Origin of the sequence: Pseudomonas sp. D2002, assembly GCF_013385735.1 — a bacterium.
Classification (GTDB): domain Bacteria; phylum Pseudomonadota; class Gammaproteobacteria; order Pseudomonadales; family Pseudomonadaceae; genus Aquipseudomonas.
The window spans coordinates 143513-162618 of record NZ_JACAPL010000011.1 but is presented as its reverse complement, the minus strand read 5'-3'; the positions used below and the strand labels follow the sequence as shown (position 1 = coordinate 162618).

Genomic DNA, 19106 nt, shown 5'->3' with positions numbered 1-19106 from the left:
TGACACAAGTTTCATGCCTGGGTACACAGTCAGTGTGGGAGCGGGCTTGCTCGCGAAGGCGGTGTATCAGCCAGCTCATGAGTAGCTGACACACCGCCTTCGCGAGCAAGCCCGCTCCCACAGGTCAGGTGTTCGCCGAGGAATGCATTACGCCCGCTCAAAACAGTCATTTCTTGCAACTTGCATGGTTCAAGTTAGTTCAAAATTTATATCTTGTTGAAATATAAGAAGTTTATTTTTTAGCCGGACTGGCATGGTGCCTGCACTGTCCCTTTTGAGACTTGTAACACTATTTTTCCTGCCGGGAGCAAAACAACAATGATCACATCCTCATCCACGCTGCAAGAGTCAAGTTCGCTCTCCGGGGTTTCCTGGGGGGCGATTTTCGCCGGGGCCGCTGCGGCGGCTGCACTCTCGTTAATCCTCGTGCTGTTGGGTTTCGGCCTGGGCTTTTCGGCGGTGTCGCCGTGGGCCGACAGCGGTATCAGCGCCAAGGGGCTTGGCATTTCCACGATTGTCTGGCTGGCATTCACCCAGATCGTCGCTTCGGGCCTGGGCGGTTATATCGCCGGTCGGTTGCGCGTGAAGTGGGCCAGTATGCACGGCGATGAGGTGTACTTTCGCGACACCGCCCATGGGTTCCTGGCGTGGGCTGTTGCCACGCTGGTCACCGCAATGCTGGTGGTCGGTTCGGTCAGCAGTGTGGTCAGCGGCGGCGTTAAAGCCGGCGCAGGCGTGGCTGCCGGTGCGGCCAGTGGCTTGACCCAGGCGGCAGGCAGCGCAGCCAAAGGCGCCAACAGCGGCGACTTTGACTACTACGTCGACAGCCTGTTTCGCGATGACCGCCCAGCGGCCGTCAGCGATGACGCGGTGCATGGCGTCGTAGCACGCATCTTCACTCGTACCCTGAGCAATGACGGCCAACTGGCCCCTGAAGACCGTGCCTACCTGGCCCAGTTGATCAGCCAGCGCACCAACCTCAGCCAGGCCGACGCCGAAGCGCGCATCGACAAGGTTTACGGCGACGCCCGTAAAGCCGTTGAAGACGCCAAGCTCAAAGCCAAGCAAGCCGCCGATACCGCAGCGAAAGTCGCGGCCTACACCTCGCTCTGGACCTTCATCACCCTGCTGATCGGTGCGTTCTTCGCCAGCTTCGCAGCCACCTTCGGCGGTCGCCGTCGGGATGCCGTGGTGTATGTCGAGACTGAAAACTACGTTCGTTAATTAAGGAGAACATGATGCGCTCATTACTGCTGTGGTTCCTCGGTGTGCCTATCCCGGTCATTATTCTGATCGCGATCTTCATGCACTGATTGCTTTAAAACATGTGGGAGCGGGCTTGCCCGCGATGGCGGTCTGTCAGTGACCTAGGTGCTGGCTGATACGGCGCTATCGCGGGCAAGCCCGCTCCCACATTTGGGTTTGCGTAAGGTCAGCCAACTCACTAGAAGTAGGAAGCTCGCCACAGAGGTCATGATCACCAAGGGCAGCGACGTACCGTCCGACAACAACCCGGTGATCCAACTGCTCACGGCAGTGAGAAACATCTGGGTGAAGAAGAACAACCCCGACGCCGTTCCGGCAATCGCGCCATACGGCTGCAACACCGACAGCTGACACGCTGGAATCACCATCCCCACCGACACCATGATCACCACCATCGGCAGCACAATCGCCAGCCATGCCTGTGGCAGCGCGACGGTGGCGCCTGCGAGCATCACGCAGCCGAGCACATTCAAGGCAATGGCGGCATTGATCAAACGGTCGGGTTCAAAGCGCCGCACCAGGCGCCGGAACAGGTTCGCGCCGAGCATGTAGCCGCTGATCGTCGCGGCGAATACCAGCGCGTAAGCCGTGGCAGACAGGTGGTAGCCGCGTTGCAGCAGGGCCGAAGACTCGCTGATAAACGGGAAATACGTGCTGTACACACAGCCGATTGCCAGGGAATAACGCAGGAAATAGCGGTCTCGCAGCAGTTGGCCGTAGAGGCGCAGCAGGTTGCTCGGCGGCGCGGCGGCGACTTGCGGTGGGCGGGTTTCCGGCAGGCGGCGATACACCGTGAGGTACAAGCCTGCGCCAATTACGCCGAGCACTGCAAACAGCCCGCGCCAGCTGATAAAGGGCAGCATCAGGCTGCCCAGCACCGGTGCAGCCATTGGCGAGATGGCCATGGCCATGGAGATCAGGCCGAGCAGGCGCGCTTGTTGGTCGCGGTCGAAATAGTCGCGCACGATCACTCGGCCAATCACCGTGGTGCAGCAACCGCCCAAGGCCTGGAACAGCCGCGCAACGATCAGCACCTCTAGGCTGTCGGCGAGTGCGCAGACCACGGTCGCGACCACGTACAGGAACAGGCCCGCCAACAATACCGGGCGACGGCCGAAGCGGTCGGTCAACGGGCCGCTGACCAGCAGGGAAATCGCCGAGCCGATCGCGTACACCGTGAGGGTCAGTTGCAGTTGGCTGTCGCTGGCGCGCAAGTGGTCGGCCATGGTGGGCAGCGCTGGCAGGTGCAAGTCCAGAGTGAGGCGCGGCAGGGCGATGAGCACGGTCAGCAGCACCAGCCAGAAGCCGAAGGAGAGGGCGCGTTGAGTCATGGGAGTCTTCTTCGCAAAGAGTAGAGCCCGAACTCTAGCTGTATTGTGGTTTAATCCTTTGGGCCACTTATGCTTGAAGGGAATGGACCACTATGAGCCGAGGAAAAGCCGCCTCCAACCTGGACTTGCCGCGCCCGGACACCTTGGGCGGGGGCAAGCAGCAGGGCGCCTACGACGCCTTGCGCGCCGCCATCCTGAATCGACAACTGCCCGCCGGCAGCCGCTTGCCGTCGACCCGCAGCCTGGCGGAGCGCTGGCTGGTGTCGCGTGGCACGTTGGAAGCGGCCTATGAACGCTTGCACAGCGAAGGCTATGTGCAGCGGGTCGCGGGTTCCGGTACGCGGGTGTGTGCGGTGATTCCCGAGCAATTCATTGCAGCCCCGGCGCAGAGCGAAACGCCACGGCGCGTGGCCGTGCCTGACCAGCCCGAGGCGGGCGTGCAAAGCCATGTGCCGTTTGTGGCGCGGCGCCCGGATGCCGGGCTGTTCGACCTCAAAGCCTGGGCGCGCTGTATTTCCCGTGGGCTGCTCGCCGCCGGGCCTGGCGTGTTGGAGGCTGCCCATCCTGCCGGCTTGCCCGCGTTGCGCGAACAGATCGCCGACTACCTGCGCAGTTACCGCGGCATGCACTGCGAGGCGGATGAAGTGATCGTCACCACCGGCATTCGCCACGGCCTGGACCTGATCGCCCGCACCGTACTCAAACCTGGCGACATCGCCTGTGTCGAAGACCCTGGCTATAAACCCGCGCGCCGCCTGTTCAGCCTGGCCGGCGCGCATGTCCTGGCGATCCCGGTCACGGCCGAAGGCCTGGACACCGCCCAATTGCCCGACGCTGCGCGCCTGGCCTATGTCACGCCGGCGCACCAGGCCCCATTGGGCATGACCTTGTCAGTCTCGCACCGCCTGGCGCTGCTGGATTGGGCCGCTCGCGCCGACGCCTGGGTGGTCGAGGACGACTACGACAGCGAATACAACTACAACAGCGCGCCCCTGGCGGCGCTTAAATCCCTGGACTCCGGCGACCGAGTCATCTACTGCGGCAGCTTCAACAAGAACCTGTTCCCCGGCTTGCGTGTGGGTTTCATGGTGGTGCCCAAGGCGTTGCGCCCAGCGTTGCTGCGCACCCTGCAACTCACCGGGCACTCGGTGGGCGCCACCGATCAATTGGGGCTGGTGGAATTCCTCGGCAGCGGCGCCTTTGTGCGCCACCTGCGAGCTTCGCGTCAGGCGTATCAGGCGCGGCGCGATGCGTTGCTCGGCTGTCTGCCAGCGGAGTGCGCGGTGAGCGGTCAGCAAGCCGGGCTGCACTTTGTGCTGTGGTTGCCGAGCGGCATTGAGGAAAGCGAGTTCTGCACCCGCGCCGCCGCCGTCGGGCTGACGTTGCAGCCGCTGGGCAAGTTCTGCGTGGAAGCCCGTTTGCCGCCTGCGGTGATCATCGGCTACACCGCATTGACCCTGGCGCAGATCCGTTATCACGGCCGATTTCTCACGCAATTGTTAATAGCGGCATAACTCGCGCTTGGCTAGACTCGCGCCCCATGAGCCGCCTTCTGCGTTTAATCCTGGTCATGCTGTTAAGCCTCACGCTTCCCCTGACCGGGATGGCGGGTGTGCCGTCGAGCACCGAGCCTTGCCCGATGAAAATGTCGAGCATGCAGATGATGACCGACATGGCCCCGGACTGCTGCCAGGACGGCGCCGACCATGGCAAGGCCTGCAAGCCTGGCCAGGAATGCAAGACCGGCGGCCTGCTGCAACTCTCCCTGGCGGTGCTTAAGGCACCGCTGCCCCTGGCGCATCCGCTGGCTGCCAGCCGTTCTGCGGATTTCATCCCCGACCGCACGCCGTCCGGCGTCTGGCGCCCACCCCGTTCCTGATTCCGGTTGCACCTGAAGACCCATCCCCCACACGGGATGGCCTTGCTGTGGGCCGCATAACGCGGCGCGCAGTGGAACCGATCAGGAATCTTCAAGATGAATTCCCCCTACCTGCGCGCCCTGGTGGTGGGCGTGCTCACATGGCCTGCGCTTGCCCATGCGCTGACCCTGGATGACGCCCTGCGCCTGGCGCAAAACAACGCGCCTTCGCTGACCGCCGAAGCGGCCAAACTGTACGCGGCAACCCAAGCGGCCATCCCGGCCGGCGAACTGCCCGACCCGAAACTGGTGGTGGGCCTGCAGAATTTTCCCATCGGCGGGCCGAATCGCGGCACGTTGTATGGCGATGACATGACCGACCAAATGATCGGTATCCAGCAACAGGTGCCCAGCCGCGACAAGCGCAAGGCGCGCATCGAGCTGGCCGATGCCACGGTGCAAACCGCGGCCGCCGAAGGGCGCATTGAACGCCTCAACGTGCGCCAGGCCACGGCCCAGGCCTGGATTCGCGCGTACGCGGTGGAACGCAAACAGGCGTTGTTCCAGGACTTCTACCAACAGAACCGCCTGCTGCAAGACAGCGTGCGCGCGCAGTTGGCCGGTGGGCGCGGGCAGGCCGCCGACAGCGTGGTGCCCAAGCAGGAAGCCGCCGAACTGGCCGAGCGCGAAGACGAACTGACCCAGCAACGCGCCCAGGCCCGCGCCGCTCTCAAGCGCTGGATCGGCGCGGCCGCCAATGAAGCCCCCAGCGGGCAACTGCCGAACTGGACCATCGACAGCCATGGCTACAGCCACAACCTGCACCAGCATCCGGAACTGCAAGCCTTTGTGCCGCGCACCCGCGAAGCGCAAGCGCGTGTGCAGGAAGCCAAGGCGCAAAAGACTTCGGATTGGAGTTGGGAGGTGGACTACCAACACCGTGGCCGCGAATACGGCGATATGGTCAGCCTGCAATTGAGCTTCGACTTGCCGATATTCCCCGGCCGCCGACAAAACCCCGGCATCGCCGCCAAACAGGCGGCGCTGGACCAGTTGGACGCCGAGCGCGAAGCCGCCACCCGCGAGCACACACAGATGCTCGATGACGCGCTGGCGGTTTACCAGCGCCTGGACCGCGCGGTGCAGCGCAGCCAGGACAGCCTGGTGCCGCTGGCCGAAGAGAAAGTCGCCCTGAGCCTCGCCGGTTATCGCGCGGGAAAAGGCGATTTGATCAGCGTGGTCAGCGCCCGCCGTGAGCTGGTCGATGCGCGTTTCAAACAGATTGATGCCATCGAGCAGCGGGCCTTGACCGGCGCCCAGCTGTACTTCGCCTATGGGGAACCCAACAATGAATAATCGAATCGCGGCAGCGCTGCTGTTGCTCGGCCTGGGCGCGGGCTACGGCGTGGCGCAATGGCAGCCCCCGGCATCGGTGCCTGCCCAAAACGACAAACAGGCGCTGTATTGGTACGACCCGATGTACCCGCAACAGAAATTCGACAAGCCCGGCAAGTCGCCTTTTATGGACATGCAATTGGTGCCGCGCTATGCCGATAACGCTGCGGCGGATTCGCCGACGGTGCAGATCGACCCACGCCAAACCCAAAACATCGGCGTGCGCCTGGCGACGGTCAGTCGAGGTGTGATGACGTCCACTTTGGAGCTGTCGGGAATCCTGGCTTTCAATGACCGCGATGTTGCGATTGTACAGGCGCGGGCTGCCGGGTTTGTCGAGCGGGTTTACGCGCGAGCGCCCGGCGATGTACTCAAGGCTGGCGCGCCGTTGGCGGACGTTCTGGTGCCCGAATGGGCGGCGGCCCAGGAAGAATTCCTTGCCCTGCGCCGTAGCGGTGACAGTGGTTTATTGAGCGCCGCGCGCCAACGTCTGCGCCTGAGTGGTATGCCCGCCGGGCTTGTCGCACAGATGGAACGCAGCGGTCGGGTGCAATCGGTGTTGACTGTCACCACGCCGTTGAGCGGCGCCTTGCAAACCCTGGACGTGCGCGAAGGCATGACCGTTGCGGCGGGGCAGACTCTGGCGCGAGTGAATGGCTTGGAGCGGGTCTGGTTGCAGGTGGCGGTGCCGCAAGCCCAAGGCGCCACGTTGGCGGTAGGGCAAGCCGTGACGGCGCACTTTGTCGGGTTGCCGGGGAGCGCCGTTAACGGCGTCGTCAGCGCGATTCTGCCCGCTAACGCCCTGGACAGCCGCACCGTGCAGGTTCGCGTCGAGCTGCCCAACCCCGACGGCCACTTGCGCCCCGGCATGACCGCCCAGGTGCGCCTGGCGCAAACCAGCGTGCAAGCGGTGTTGCAGGTGCCGAGCGAAGCGTTGATCCGCACCGGCAAACGCGTGCTGGTGATGCTGGCCGAGGCGGGCGGGCACTATCGGCCGGTGGAGGTTGAAGCGGGCGCGGAAAACCAGGACTACACCGTAATTCGCAGTGGCTTGCAGGAAGGCCAGCAGGTGGTCGCGTCCGGTCAATTTTTGCTGGATTCTGAAGCAAGTTTACGCGGTTTAGTATCGCCATCGTCCGGCACTTCTGAAATGGGCATGCAGCCCGGAGCCCAGCCATGATCGCCCTGTTGATTCGCTGGTCGGTGGCCAACCGTTTTCTGGTGTTGCTCGCCACCTTGTTTGTTACCGCGTGGGGCGTTTGGGCGGTGCAAAACACGCCGGTCGACGCGTTGCCGGACCTCTCCGATGTGCAGGTGATCATTCGCACACCGTACCCTGGCCAGGCGCCGCAAATTGTCGAAAACCAGGTCACTTACCCGATGACCACCACCATGCTGTCGGTGCCCGGCGCCAAGACCGTGCGCGGCTTCTCGTTCTTTGGCGACAGCTATGTGTACGTGCTGTTCGACGAAGGCACCGACCTCTACTGGGCACGCTCGCGGGTGCTGGAGTACCTCAGCCAATTGCAGGCGCGGCTGCCCGCATCGGCCAAACCCGCGCTGGGGCCGGACGCCACCGGCGTCGGCTGGATCTATCAATACGCATTGGTGGACCGCACCGGCCAGCACGACCTGGCGCAGTTGCGCGCGCTGCAGGACTGGTTCCTCAAGTTCGAACTCAAGACCCTGCCGAATGTGGCGGAAGTCGCGACCATCGGCGGGCAGGTCAAGCAGTATCAGGTGCAACTCGACCCGCTGGCCCTGGCCAGTCACGGCATTACCCAGGCGCAAGTGGCGGACGCCATCGGCAAGGCCAATCAGGAAACCGGTGGCTCGGTACTGAACATGGGCGAGTCCGAGTACATGGTGCGCGCCTCCGGTTACTTGAAAACGCTCAACGATTTCCGCGCCATTGCGCTGCGCCTCGACAGCAACAATGTGCCGGTGACCCTCGGCGATGTGGCGACGATTCAGCTAGGCCCGGACCTGCGCCGGGGCATCAGTGAGCTCGACGGCGAGGGCGAAGCGGTCGGCGGCGTGGTGATCCTGCGCAGCGGCAAAAATGCGCGTGAGGCCATCGCGGCGGTCAAGACCAAACTGGAGCAACTGAAAAGCAGCCTGCCGCCCGGCGTCGAGATCGTCACCACTTACGATCGCAGCAAACTGATTGACCGTGCCGTGGACAACCTCAGCCACAAACTGCTCGAAGAGTTCCTGGTAGTGGCGCTGGTGTGCGGGATTTTCCTGTGGCACCTGCGCTCGTCATTGGTGGCGATTATCTCGTTGCCGGTGGGCGTGTTGATCGCGTTTATCATCATGCGTTTCCAGGGCATCAACGCCAACATCATGTCGTTGGGCGGCATCGCGATTGCGATTGGCGCGATGGTGGATGCGGCGGTGGTGATGATAGAAAACGCCCACAAGAAAATCGAAGCCTGGCATCACGCCCATCCCAACCGCGCGCTCAAGGGCGAGGAGCATTGGCAGGTGGTGACGGCGGCGGCGGTGGAAGTCGGGCCGGCGCTGTTTTTCTGTTTGCTGATCATCACGCTGTCGTTTATCCCGGTGTTCACCTTGCAAGCCCAGGAAGGGCGCCTGTTCGGCCCGCTGGCCTACACCAAGACCTACGCCATGGCCGCCGCGGCCGGGTTGTCGGTGACGTTGATCCCGGTGCTGATGGGCTATTGGATTCGCGGGCGTATCCCCGACGAGCAGCGCAACCCGCTCAATCGCGGCCTGATCAAGCTCTATCAACCGGCCCTCGATACCGTGCTGCGCTGGCCACGCATGACCTTGCTGCTGGCGCTGTTGACGGTCGCCAGCGTGGTGTGGCCGCTGTCGAAACTGGGCGGTGAGTTCCTGCCGCCGCTGGATGAAGGTGACTTGCTCTACATGCCATCGGCATTGCCGGGTCTGTCGACGCAAACCGCGGGTGAGTTGCTGCAACGCACCGATCGCCTGATCAAGAGCGTACCGGAAGTGGCCCATGTGTTGGGCAAGGCCGGTCGCGCCGAAACCGCCACCGACCCGGCGCCGCTGGAGATGTTCGAGACCACCATTGAGTTCAAGCCCAGGGACCAATGGCGCGCCGGCATGACCCCGGAAAAGTTGGTGAAAGAACTCGACCGTGTGGTGCAGGTGCCGGGCCTGACGAATATCTGGATCCCGCCGATCCGCAACCGCATCGACATGCTCGCCACCGGGGTGAAAAGCCCGATTGGCGTGAAGGTGGCAGGCACCAGCCTGATGCAGATCGATGCAGTGACCCAGGCGGTGGAAAAGGTCGCCAGGACCGTGCCCGGCGTGAGCTCGGCACTCGCCGAGCGCTTGACCGGCGGGCGCTATATCGACGTGGATATCGACCGTACGGCCGCCGCGCAATACGGGCTGAATATTGCCGATGTGCAGTCGATTGTGTCCGGCGCGATTGGCGGTGAAACCATCGGCGAAACCGTGGAAGGCCTGGCGCGTTTTCCGATCAGCCTGCGTTACCCGAAGGAGTGGCGCGATTCGGTAACGGCCCTGGACAACCTGCCGATCTACGCGCCGCAAGGCAGCCAGATCACCCTCGGCACCGTGGCCAGGCTCAAGGTCAGCGACGGCCCGCCGATGCTCAAAAGTGAAAACGCGCGGCCTTCCGGCTGGGTCTATATCGACGTGCGCGAGCGTGATTTGGCGTCGGTGGTGAAAGACCTGCGTGAGGCAATCAACCAGCAGGTGCATTTGCAGCCGGGCATGAGCCTCAGTTATTCGGGGCAGTTCGAATTCCTGGAGAGGGCGAATGAACGCCTGAAGCTGGTCGTGCCGGCGACCTTGCTGATCATCTTTGTGTTGCTGTACCTGACGTTCCGCCGCGTGGACGAAGCGTTGTTGATCATCGCCACGTTGCCCTTTGCGCTAACGGGTGGCGTGTGGCTGCTGTACTGGCTTGGCTTCAATTTATCGGTGGCCACGGGCGTGGGCTTTATTGCATTGGCCGGTGTATCGGCGGAGTTCGGCGTGATCATGCTGCTGTACCTGAAAAACGCCTGGGCCGAGCGCAAGGACGGTGACTTGCTGGCCGCCATCACCGAAGGCGCGGTGCTGCGCGTACGCCCCAAAGCCATGACCGTGGCCGTGATCATCGCCGGCTTGCTGCCGATTTTGCTGGGCGGCGGCACCGGCAGCGAAGTCATGAGCCGCATCGCCGCGCCGATGGTCGGCGGCATGCTCACCGCGCCGCTGCTGTCACTCTTCGTAATCCCCGCCGCCTACCGCCTGCTACGCCGCCCCACAACAAAACACTAACCAAACTGAAGGAACTGGCTTTATGTATGTGGGTAAGTCCATCACCACCAACTCAGTCATCAAACCCAACCTGCTCATGAATCTCATCCACCTTCAACTCCAACCGATACGCCACCGCAATAAACAACGCCTGGCACAGGCACAAGGTGGCGCTCAACGAGCGAAACGCAAACGACGACCCTTCATTCACCAACAACACCGCGTTCGCCCGCTTGGCCAGCGGCGACAGGTTGCTGTCGGTGATGATCAAGGTCTTGGCCTGATGGTGCTGGGCAATCCGCAAGCAATGCTGAGTCTCTTTACCGTAGGGCGTAAAGCTGATCGCAATCACCAGATCATTGGCACGCACACTGCGCATCTGCTCGCGGTAACTGCCGCCCAAACCGGAAATCAAGTGAATGCGCTTGTTGGTGTGCTGCAGGTTGTAGACCAGGTAATCAGCCACCGCAAAGGAACGGCGCACACCGACCACGTAGATGTTGTCGGCGTTGACCACCAGATCCACGGCCTTCTCGAACGCCACATCATCCAGTTCCAGCCCCAGCCGCTCGATGCCCGACAGGGTGGCATTCACGCACTCGCGCGCCAGGTCGCCGCCGCTGGCTTTTTGCGACTTGTTGGCGATCATGCTGCGAATGCGCTGCTGGTAGTTCTGCACCGGCGTGGTCTTGTGGGTGTAGGCCTCGCGAAACAACGCCTGCATCTCACTGAAACCACTGAACCCGAAACGCTGGGAGAACCGCACGATGGCCGAGGGGTGCACTTCGCATTCACGGGCGATGTCGCTGATGCGGTCGACCATGATCCGGTCGCTCTGCTGGCTCATGTAGCTGGCAATGCGTTTGAGCTGGCGCGGCAGGCTTTCGTATTCGTCGGTGATCAGCTGCAACAGGCGCTCGGCATTGATCGGAGGGCTGGCGAGCGTGGCTTCCAGGGTGGTCTCGGGATCGGTGCGGGACATGGGCAATCCTTTTGGCTTGTTCTTCTGATGCGCTGATAGGTGGGCGCAAGTCTACAGGGTAGGCGCAAAAAAATACCCCGGCATCACGGCAGCCGTGGCCTGCTGAAACGATGCAGGAGGGCTGGCGTGCCATTATGCTGGCTTATTGGAAAAAATATTCCACTAAAAATAATTATGGAATAAATATTGATTGGTGCTGCTGAACGTTCTAGTCTGCTGTCACCAAGAGCGTGTGCCGTCACCTCGGCGGCACCACGCAGGCTGATAAAAATAACAGGAGCCAGCATGGGCCAGACTCGTTTTGCCAGTGGGCGTCAATTGGATCTGATTTGCCTCGGGCGCCTGGGCGTCGATCTCTACGCACAGCAAGTGGGTGCGCGGCTTGAGGACGTGTCCAGCTTCGCCAAATACCTCGGCGGGTCCTCCGCCAATATCGCTTTCGGCACTGCGCGGCTGGGGCTTAAATCGGCGATGTTGAGCCGGGTCGGCGACGACCACATGGGCCGCTTCCTGGTGGAATCCCTGGCCCGTGAAGGCTGCGATGTCAGCGGCATCAAGGTCGACCCGGAACGCCTCACCGCGCTGGTGCTGCTGGGCCTTAAAGACCGCGAAACCTTCCCGCTGGTGTTCTACCGCGAAAACTGCGCCGACATGGCCCTGCGCGCCGAAGACATCAACGAAGCCTTTATTGCCTCCAGCAAAGCCTTGCTGATCACCGGCACGCATTTCTCCACCGACGGCGTCTACAAGGCCAGCATCCAGGCCCTGGATTACGCGGCCAAGCACAACGTCAAGCGCGTGCTCGATATCGACTACCGCCCGGTGCTGTGGGGCCTGGCGGGCAAGGCGGACGGCGAAACCCGGTTTGTCGCCGACCAGAACGTCAGCCAGCATGTGCAGAAAATCCTGCCGCGTTTTGACCTGATCGTCGGCACCGAAGAAGAGTTCCTGATTGCCGGCGGCAGTGAGGATTTGCTCACCGCGCTGCGCACTGTGCGTGAACTGACCCCGGCTACCCTGGTGGTCAAGCTCGGCCCGCAGGGCTGCACGGTGATCCACGGCGCGATCCCGGCGCGGCTCGAAGACGGCGCCATCTACCCGGGCGTGCGGGTTGAAGTGCTTAACGTGCTGGGCGCCGGCGATGCGTTTATGTCGGGCTTCCTCAGCGGCTGGCTCAACGATGCCAGCGATGAACGTTGCAGCCAACTGGCGAATGCCTGTGGCGGCCTGGTGGTGTCGCGCCACGCCTGTGCGCCGGCCATGCCCACGCCTGCCGAACTCGATTACCTGTTCAACAGCCCGGTGCCCATCACCCGACCTGACCAGGACGTGACCCTGCAACGCCTGCACCGTGTCACCGTACCGCGCAAAGCCTGGAAGCAGCTGTTCGTGTTTGCCTTCGACCACCGCTGGCAGTTGGTGGACCTGGCGCAAAAAGGCGGCCAGGACGCAACGCGCATCAGCGCCATCAAGCAGCTGTTTATCCAGGCCGTCGAACGCGTTGAAGCCAAGTTGCGCGAGCAGGGCGTTGAAGCCGATGTGGGCCTGCTGGCCGACCAGCGTTTCGGCCAGGACGCGCTCAATGCTGCCAGCGGGCGCGGCTGGTGGATCGCGCGCCCGGTGGAAGTGCAGAACTCGCGGCCGCTGGCGTTCGAACACGGCCGTTCGGTGGGCAGCAACCTGATTGCCTGGCCCCAGGAACAAATCATCAAGTGCCTGGTGCAATACCACCCCGACGACGAGCCGATGTTGCGCCTGGAGCAGGAAGCCCAGCTCAAGGCGGTGTACGAGGCCTCGCTGGTCAGCGGTCACGAACTGCTGCTGGAGGTCATTCCGCCCAAGGATCACCCGTCCACCTACCCGAATGTGCTCTATCGCAGCCTCAAGCGCTTGTACAACCTGGGCATCTACCCGGCGTGGTGGAAAATCGAAGCGCAGTCGGCTGAAGAGTGGAAAAAACTCGATGAACTGATCCAGGAGCGCGACCCGTACTGCCGTGGTGTGGTGTTGCTGGGCCTGAATGCCTCGGCTGAATGCCTTGCCGATGGCTTCCAGCAAGCCAGCAAGAGCAGCACCTGCCGTGGGTTCGCCGTGGGCCGCACGATCTTCCAGGAACCCAGCCGCGCGTGGATGGCGGGGGAGATTGATGATGAAACGCTGATCGAGCAGGTGCAACACACCTTCGAGCAGCTCATCAATGCCTGGCGCAGTGCCCGAACCTAAACATAGCCTTCAACTTGAAATGCAATCAAAAGTGGGAGCTGCTTTTTGTGGGAGTCGGGCTTGCCCGCGATGCAGGCGACTCGGTCTAACTGCCGAGTCGAGGTGATGCTATCGCAGGCAAGCCAGCTCCCACAAAAGCCCGCTCCCACATAAAGCAGAACTCATGCAACTTTGAAAATAACAAAAAGGTGCAGCCATGCCCGCAATCCGAATTGGCATCAACCCGATCTCCTGGAGCAACGACGACCTGCCGGCCCTGGGCGGTGAAACGCCGCTGAGCACCGCCTTGAGCGAAGGCAAGGAGATTGGCTACGAAGGTTTTGAACTCAACGGCAAATTCCCCAAGGACGCCAAAGGCGTCGGCGATGTGCTGCGCCCCTATGACCTGGCGCTGGTCTCCGGCTGGTATTCCAGCCGCCTGGCACGTCGCTCGGTGGCGGAAGAAATCGAAGCCATCGCCAGCCATGTCGAGCTGCTGAAACTCAACGGCGCCAAGGTGCTGGTCTACGGTGAAGTCGCCGATTCGATCCAGGGCGCCAAGGTGCGCTTGATCGAGCGCCCGCGTTTTCACAGCGAGCAGGCCTGGCAGGACTACGCCGACAAACTCACTGAGCTGGCGCGCTTCACCCTGTCCCAAGGTGTGCGCCTGGCCTACCACCACCATATGGGCGCGTACGTTGAATCCCCTGAAGACATTGACCAGCTGATGCGCCGCACCGGCCCGGAAGTCGGCCTGCTGTTCGATTCGGGCCACTGCTACATGGGTGGCGGCGAGCCCACAGAGGTGCTGCGCAAACACATCGAGCGCATCTGCCACGTGCATTTCAAGGACGTGCGCAAACCGGTGGTGCAACTGGCGCGCAACCAGATGTGGAGCTTTCCTGATTGCATCGTCAACGGCACCTTCACCGTGCCCGGTGATGGCGATATCGACTTCGCCGAGCTGCTCGATGTGCTGCTGGCGGCCCAGTACGAAGGCTGGCTGGTGGTGGAAGCCGAGCAGGACCCGGCCGTGGCGCCCAGCTATATCTATGCGAAAAAGGGCTATGACACCTTGCGCGCGCTTCTCAACGAGAGGACTTGAGTGATGAGCTTGTTGGTCAAAAGCAGCAAACGCGGGCAAACCATGGTTGCCCTGGAAGCCGGGCGCCTGGAATACGTGGGCTTTGCCGCCTACCGCCTGAGCCTCGGTGAAACCCTGCCGGTGACCGCCGGTGATAAGGAGTTGTGCCTGGTGCTGCTCAGCGGCCGGGTGAATATCGAGGGCGAGGGCTTCAACTGGCAGAACCTCGGTGATCGCCACTCGGTGTTCGAAGACAAATCACCCTTTGCCGCCTACTTGCCGCCCGGCACCGATGCGCAGATTACCGCATTGAGCGACGTGCAAATCGCGGTGTGCGCCGCGCCCGGTGCCACAGGTTTTGAGCCGCGCCTGATCCGGCCCGAGCAGTGCAAGCGCAGCGTACGCGGCAAGGGCGCCAACACCCGTTATGTGTGCGACATCCTGCCCGACAGCGAGCCGGCCCATTCGCTGCTGGTGGTGGAAGTGCGCACGCCGTCGGGGCACTCCTCCAGCTACCCGCCGCACAAGCACGACACCGACGACCTGCCGCACCAGAGCTTTCTCGAAGAAACCTATTACCACCAGATCAACCCGCCGCAAGGCTTTGTGTTCCAGCGCGTGTACACCGACGACCGCAGCATCGACCAGGCCATGGCCGTGGAAAACAGCGACCTGGTGGTGGTGCCCAAGGGTTACCACCCGGTCAGCGTGCCGTACGGCTACGAGTCGTATTACCTGAACGTGATGGCCGGCCCCAAGCGCGCCTGGCATTTCCATAACGACCCACAGCACAGCTGGCTGCTGGACCTCTAATCGGTTTGAACGGAGAACAACAACAATGAAGTCGCCGCTGCGTTTTGCCCTTAACCGCATGGTCGCACCCAACCTGTCCCTGCCGGATTTCATTCAGTTGGCGGCCGCGCTCAAGTGCGATGCCATCGAAATTCGCAACGACCTCAACGGCGACGAAATCGAATTCGGCACACCCGCCAGCCGCGTGCGCGAATTGTGCGCGGTGCAGGGCATCACGGTGCTGTCGATCAACGCGCTGTACCCCTTTGATGTGTGGAATGACGAGCGCCGCGCCCAGGCGATCAAGCTCGCCACCTATGCCCGCGAATGCGGCGCGCAAGGCCTGGTGATGTGCCCGCTGAATGAGCGCGGCGACACGCGCAACGAAGCCCAGCGCGCCGCCGGTTTGCGCACGGCGTTGAGCGAGCTGGCGCCGATCCTGCGCGAGTACGGGATTCTCGGTTTTATCGAGCCCCTCGGCTTCGAAGAATGTGCGCTGCGCCGCAAACGCGTGGCGGTGGATGCGATCCAGTCGATTGGCGGCCTGGATGTGTTCCGCCTGGTGCACGACACCTTCCACCATCACCTGGCCAGCGAGCAGGAGTTCTTCCCGCAACTGACCGGCCTGGTGCATATCTCCGGCGTCGAAGACCGTGACGCGCCGCTGAATTCGATCCGCGACGGCCACCGCGTGCTGGTGGGCGAGGGCGATATTCTCGGCAATGCCGCGCAGATCGACACCTTGCTCAGCAGCGGGTACGGCGGTTACCTGTCGTTTGAGCCGTTTGCGGAAAGCGTGCATGCGTCGGCGGATATTCAGCAGGCAATCGGGGCAAGCATCGCCCACCTGCAAAACCCCCGAACCTGATGCCAGCTCCCACATTAGATCTCTGTTGAACAATGGATCTGCATTCACACAAGGTGCAAGTGATGACCACAACAAGATTGACCATGGCCCAGGCCCTGGTGAAGTTTCTGGATAACCAGTACATCGAAGTCGATGGCGTGCAGAGCAAGTTTGTCGCCGGGGTTTTCACCATTTTCGGCCACGGCAACGTGCTGGGCCTGGGCCAGGCCCTGGAGCAGGACAGCGGCGACCTGGTGGTGCATCAGGGCCGTAATGAGCAAGGCATGGCCCACGCCGCCATCGGTTTCGCCAAGCAACACCTGCGCCGCAAGATCTATGCGTGCACCTCATCGGTCGGCCCCGGCGCGGCGAATATGCTGACCGCCGCCGCAACCGCCACCGCCAACCGTATCCCGTTGCTGCTGTTGCCCGGCGATGTCTACGCCAGCCGCCAACCCGACCCGGTGTTGCAGCAGATCGAGCAATTCCACGACTTGAGCATCAGCACCAACGATGCCTTCCGCTCCGTGAGCAAATACTGGGACCGTATCAACCGGCCCGAGCAGTTGATGACGGCGGCGATCCACGCCATGCGCGTGCTCACCGACCCGGCCGAAACCGGCGCGGTGACCTTGGCCCTGCCGCAGGATGTGCAGGCCGAGGCCTGGGATTATCCCGACTATTTCCTGCAAAAACGCGTACACCGCATCGAGCGTCGCCCGCCGACGGCGGCGATGATCAGCGACGCATTGGCCGCCTTCCGGGGCAAGCGCAAGCCACTGATCATCTGCGGCGGTGGGGTCAAGTACGCCGGCGCGAATGCCGCGTTGCAGGCATTTGCCGAGCGCTTTGATATTCCCTTCGCAGAAACCCAGGCCGGCAAGAGCGCGGTGGTCTCAAGCCACCCGCTGAACCTCGGTGGTATCGGCGAGACCGGCTGCCTGGCGGCAAACCTGCTGGCCCCGGAAGCGGACCTGATCATTGGCATCGGCACGCGCTACACCGACTTCACCACCGCGTCGAAGTCGCTGTTCAAGCACCCTGAAGTGAAGTTTCTCAACCTGAATATCAGCCCTTGCGATGCCTTGAAACTCGACGGTGTACAAGTGCTGGCGGACGCCCAAGTCGCCCTTGAGGCGCTGGCCGATGCCTTGGGCGACTACCGCGCTGGCTGGGGCGAGCAGGCCACCGACGCCAAGGCCCAGTTGGACGCGGAAGTGGACCGCGTGTATCAGGTGCACTACCAGGGCGACGACTTTGTGCCTGAGGTCGATGACCACCTGGACCGCGCAGTGCTGCGCGAATTTATCGAACTGACCGGCTCGTGCCTGACCCAGAGCCGCGTACTCGGCGTGCTCAATGACACCCTGGCCGATGACGCGATCATCGTTGCCGCCGCTGGCAGCCTGCCCGGTGACTTGCAGCGCAGCTGGCGCAGCAAAGGCGTCAACACCTATCACGTCGAGTATGGCTATTCATGCATGGGCTACGAGATCAATGCCGCCCTTGGCGTGAAACTGGCCGAACCGTCCAAGGAGGTGTACGCCTTGGTCGGCGATGGCTCCTACATGATGCTGCATTCAGAGCTCGCCACCTCGATCCAGGAACGGCGCAAGATCAATGTGGTGCTGCTCGACAACATGGCCTTCGGTTGCATCAATAACCTGCAGATTGGCAACGGCATGGAGAGCTTCGGCACCGAATTTCGCTTCCGCGACCCCGACAGCGGCAAGCTCGACGGCGGCCTGGTGCCGGTGGATTTCGCCATGAGCGCGGCGGCCTATGGTTGCAAGACCTACAAAGTCAGCACCGTGGAACAACTCGAAGCGGCCCTGGCCGATGCGCGCACGCAAACGGTGTCGACGCTGATCGATATCAAGGTACTGCCCAAGACCATGATCCACGGTTACTTGTCGTGGTGGCGGGTGGGTGTGGCCCAGGTGTCCACCAGTGAGCGCACCAATGCAGCGGCGAAAAAACTCAATGAACAGCTGGCCAAGGCCCGGCAGTACTAATAACAAGAGGAGTGAAGGTATGTCTTTGAAGCTGGGTGTTATCGGTACGGGCGCCATCGGCCGTGACCATATTCGTCGTTGCAGCCAGACCCTGCTCAACAGCCAGGTGGTGGCCGTGACCGACATCAACCTTGAGCAAGCCGCCAAGGTCGTCGCTGACTTGAAGCTGACCGCCGAGGTTTATCCGGACGGCCATGCGCTGATCAACTCGCCGCAAGTCGAGGCCATTTTGGTGACCTCTTGGGGCCCGAGCCATGAAGAATTCGTGCTCGCGGCCATCGCCGCCGGCAAGCCGGTGTTCTGCGAAAAGCCCTTGGCCGTCACCGCAGAAGGCTGCCGTAAAATCGTCGACGCCGAAATTGCCTTTGGCAAGCGCCTGGTGCAAGTGGGCTTCATGCGCCCGTACGACGAAGGCTATCGTGCTCTCAAGGCGGTGATCGACAGCGGCCAGATCGGCGAGCCGTTGATGCTGCACTGCGCGCATCGCAACCCGACGGTGGGCGAGAACTACAAGACCGACATGGCGATCACCGACACCTTGATCCATGAACTGGACGTGTTGCGCTGGTTGCTCAACGACGACTATGTGTCGGTGCAAGTGGTATTCCCGCGTAAATCGAGCAAGGCCCTGGCCCACCTGCGCGACCCGCAGATCGTGCTGCTGGAAACCGCCAAGGGCACGCGCATTGATGTGGAAGTGTTCGTTAACTGCCAGTACGGCTATGACATCCAGTGCGAGGTGGTGGGGGAGACCGGCATCGCCAAACTGCCGGAGCCTTCGCAGGTGCAACTGCGCAGCGGGGCCAAGCTGTCGAATGCGATTCTGATGGATTGGAAGGACCGCTTTATCGGCGCCTATGACGTCGAATTGCAAGCCTTCATCGACAGCGTGCGCGCCGGGCAAGTCGGCGGGCCGTCGGCCTGGGATGGCTTTGCGGCGGCGGTTGCGGCGGATGCGTGTATTGAAGCGCAGAGCAGTGAGCAGATCGTCAAGGTCAGCCTGCCGCCACGCCCGCATTTTTACGGTTAAGCCCAAATCTTCACTTGAAATGCATTAAATGTGGGAGC

Annotated in this window: 15 protein-coding genes; 12 read left to right on the top strand and 3 right to left on the bottom strand. The window is 62.3% G+C overall.

Features of this window, described 5'->3' with window-relative positions; all coding sequences use genetic code 11:
- Window positions 1-318 precede the first annotated feature (318 nt).
- Entirely contained in the window at window positions 319-1224 is a 906-nt protein-coding gene (locus tag HX783_RS22005; RefSeq protein ID WP_177018221.1) for a hypothetical protein, read from the top strand.
- Between the two features lie 143 nt (window positions 1225-1367).
- Here the strand turns inward: HX783_RS22005 and HX783_RS22000 are convergent, their stop codons facing one another.
- A complete protein-coding gene (locus HX783_RS22000) occupies window positions 1368-2597 on the bottom strand; it encodes a multidrug effflux MFS transporter (RefSeq protein ID WP_177018220.1) in 1230 nt (409 codons plus the stop codon).
- Window positions 2598-2689: 92 nt separating this feature from the next.
- Between HX783_RS22000 and HX783_RS21995 the strand changes: the two genes are divergently transcribed.
- From HX783_RS21995 to HX783_RS21975, 5 genes are all read left to right on the top strand, one after another.
- Window positions 2690-4111: a PLP-dependent aminotransferase family protein gene (locus HX783_RS21995; RefSeq protein ID WP_177018219.1), complete on the top strand. Its 1422-nt coding sequence runs from the start codon at window positions 2690-2692 to the stop codon at window positions 4109-4111.
- A 26-nt stretch (window positions 4112-4137) separates the two neighbouring features.
- The gene (locus tag HX783_RS21990) at window positions 4138-4476 is read left to right on the top strand and encodes a hypothetical protein (RefSeq protein WP_159957313.1); all 339 of its coding nucleotides are present in this window, start codon (window positions 4138-4140) and stop codon (window positions 4474-4476) included.
- Window positions 4477-4572: 96 nt separating this feature from the next.
- On the top strand, window positions 4573-5811 hold the full coding sequence (locus tag HX783_RS21985) for a TolC family protein (RefSeq protein WP_177018218.1): 1239 nt from the start codon (window positions 4573-4575) through the stop codon (window positions 5809-5811).
- On the top strand, window positions 5804-7030 hold the full coding sequence (locus tag HX783_RS21980; protein WP_177018217.1) for an efflux RND transporter periplasmic adaptor subunit: 1227 nt from the start codon (window positions 5804-5806) through the stop codon (window positions 7028-7030). The genes HX783_RS21985 and HX783_RS21980 overlap by 8 nt, the downstream gene beginning before the upstream one ends.
- Window positions 7027-10137: an efflux RND transporter permease subunit gene (locus HX783_RS21975; protein ID WP_177018216.1), complete on the top strand. Its 3111-nt coding sequence runs from the start codon at window positions 7027-7029 to the stop codon at window positions 10135-10137. Before HX783_RS21980 ends, HX783_RS21975 begins: the two co-directional genes overlap by 4 nt.
- A gap of 52 nt (window positions 10138-10189) precedes the next feature.
- On the opposite strand, the gene HX783_RS21970 is transcribed toward HX783_RS21975, so the two are convergent.
- Both HX783_RS21970 and HX783_RS21965 read right to left on the bottom strand, forming a co-directional pair.
- The gene (locus HX783_RS21970; protein WP_159957305.1) at window positions 10190-11098 is read right to left on the bottom strand and encodes a MurR/RpiR family transcriptional regulator; all 909 of its coding nucleotides are present in this window, start codon (window positions 11096-11098) and stop codon (window positions 10190-10192) included.
- 83 nt (window positions 11099-11181) lie between these two features.
- Window positions 11182-11385, bottom strand: a complete 204-nt coding sequence (locus tag HX783_RS21965; protein ID WP_177018215.1) for a hypothetical protein — start codon at window positions 11383-11385, stop codon at window positions 11182-11184.
- Between HX783_RS21965 and iolC the strand changes: the two genes are divergently transcribed.
- The 6 genes from iolC to HX783_RS21935 all read left to right on the top strand — a co-directional run bounded on the left by iolC (window position 11384) and on the right by HX783_RS21935 (window position 19068).
- Window positions 11384-13321 (top strand): 5-dehydro-2-deoxygluconokinase, encoded by a 1938-nt coding sequence (gene iolC, locus HX783_RS21960; RefSeq protein ID WP_177018214.1) that lies wholly within the window; start codon window positions 11384-11386, stop codon window positions 13319-13321. The two genes, HX783_RS21965 and iolC, sit on opposite strands and share 2 nt — an antisense overlap.
- Before the next feature lie 196 nt (window positions 13322-13517).
- The gene (gene iolE, locus HX783_RS21955; RefSeq protein WP_177018213.1) at window positions 13518-14405 is read left to right on the top strand and encodes a myo-inosose-2 dehydratase; all 888 of its coding nucleotides are present in this window, start codon (window positions 13518-13520) and stop codon (window positions 14403-14405) included.
- Window positions 14406-14408: 3 nt separating this feature from the next.
- Entirely contained in the window at window positions 14409-15197 is a 789-nt protein-coding gene (iolB, locus tag HX783_RS21950) for a 5-deoxy-glucuronate isomerase (RefSeq protein WP_177018212.1), read from the top strand.
- A 25-nt stretch (window positions 15198-15222) separates the two neighbouring features.
- Window positions 15223-16044 (top strand): TIM barrel protein, encoded by an 822-nt coding sequence (locus tag HX783_RS21945; protein WP_177018211.1) that lies wholly within the window; start codon window positions 15223-15225, stop codon window positions 16042-16044.
- A 62-nt stretch (window positions 16045-16106) separates the two neighbouring features.
- Window positions 16107-18038, top strand: a complete 1932-nt coding sequence (iolD, locus tag HX783_RS21940) for a 3D-(3,5/4)-trihydroxycyclohexane-1,2-dione acylhydrolase (decyclizing) (RefSeq protein WP_177018210.1) — start codon at window positions 16107-16109, stop codon at window positions 18036-18038.
- A 19-nt stretch (window positions 18039-18057) separates the two neighbouring features.
- Window positions 18058-19068, top strand: coding sequence for a Gfo/Idh/MocA family protein (locus HX783_RS21935; RefSeq protein ID WP_177018209.1), 1011 nt, complete (start codon window positions 18058-18060; stop codon window positions 19066-19068).
- Window positions 19069-19106 lie beyond the last annotated feature (38 nt).

Coding starts and splice junctions, on each gene's coding strand:
- HX783_RS21990 (WP_159957313.1), top strand. CDS start 4,138: ATGAGCCGCCTTCTGCGTTTAATCCTGGTCATGCTGTTAAGCCTCACG.
- HX783_RS21970 (WP_159957305.1), bottom strand. CDS start 11,098: ATGTCCCGCACCGATCCCGAGACCACCCTGGAAGCCACGCTCGCCAGC.
- HX783_RS21945 (WP_177018211.1), top strand. CDS start 15,223: ATGAAGTCGCCGCTGCGTTTTGCCCTTAACCGCATGGTCGCACCCAAC.
- HX783_RS22005 (WP_177018221.1), top strand. CDS start 319: ATGATCACATCCTCATCCACGCTGCAAGAGTCAAGTTCGCTCTCCGGG.
- iolE (WP_177018213.1), top strand. CDS start 13,518: ATGCCCGCAATCCGAATTGGCATCAACCCGATCTCCTGGAGCAACGAC.
- HX783_RS22000 (WP_177018220.1), bottom strand. CDS start 2,597: ATGACTCAACGCGCCCTCTCCTTCGGCTTCTGGCTGGTGCTGCTGACC.
- iolC (WP_177018214.1), top strand. CDS start 11,384: ATGGGCCAGACTCGTTTTGCCAGTGGGCGTCAATTGGATCTGATTTGC.
- HX783_RS21935 (WP_177018209.1), top strand. CDS start 18,058: ATGTCTTTGAAGCTGGGTGTTATCGGTACGGGCGCCATCGGCCGTGAC.
- HX783_RS21985 (WP_177018218.1), top strand. CDS start 4,573: ATGAATTCCCCCTACCTGCGCGCCCTGGTGGTGGGCGTGCTCACATGG.
- iolB (WP_177018212.1), top strand. CDS start 14,409: ATGAGCTTGTTGGTCAAAAGCAGCAAACGCGGGCAAACCATGGTTGCC.
- HX783_RS21975 (WP_177018216.1), top strand. CDS start 7,027: ATGATCGCCCTGTTGATTCGCTGGTCGGTGGCCAACCGTTTTCTGGTG.
- iolD (WP_177018210.1), top strand. CDS start 16,107: ATGACCACAACAAGATTGACCATGGCCCAGGCCCTGGTGAAGTTTCTG.
- HX783_RS21995 (WP_177018219.1), top strand. CDS start 2,690: ATGAGCCGAGGAAAAGCCGCCTCCAACCTGGACTTGCCGCGCCCGGAC.
- HX783_RS21980 (WP_177018217.1), top strand. CDS start 5,804: ATGAATAATCGAATCGCGGCAGCGCTGCTGTTGCTCGGCCTGGGCGCG.
- HX783_RS21965 (WP_177018215.1), bottom strand. CDS start 11,385: ATGCTGGCTCCTGTTATTTTTATCAGCCTGCGTGGTGCCGCCGAGGTG.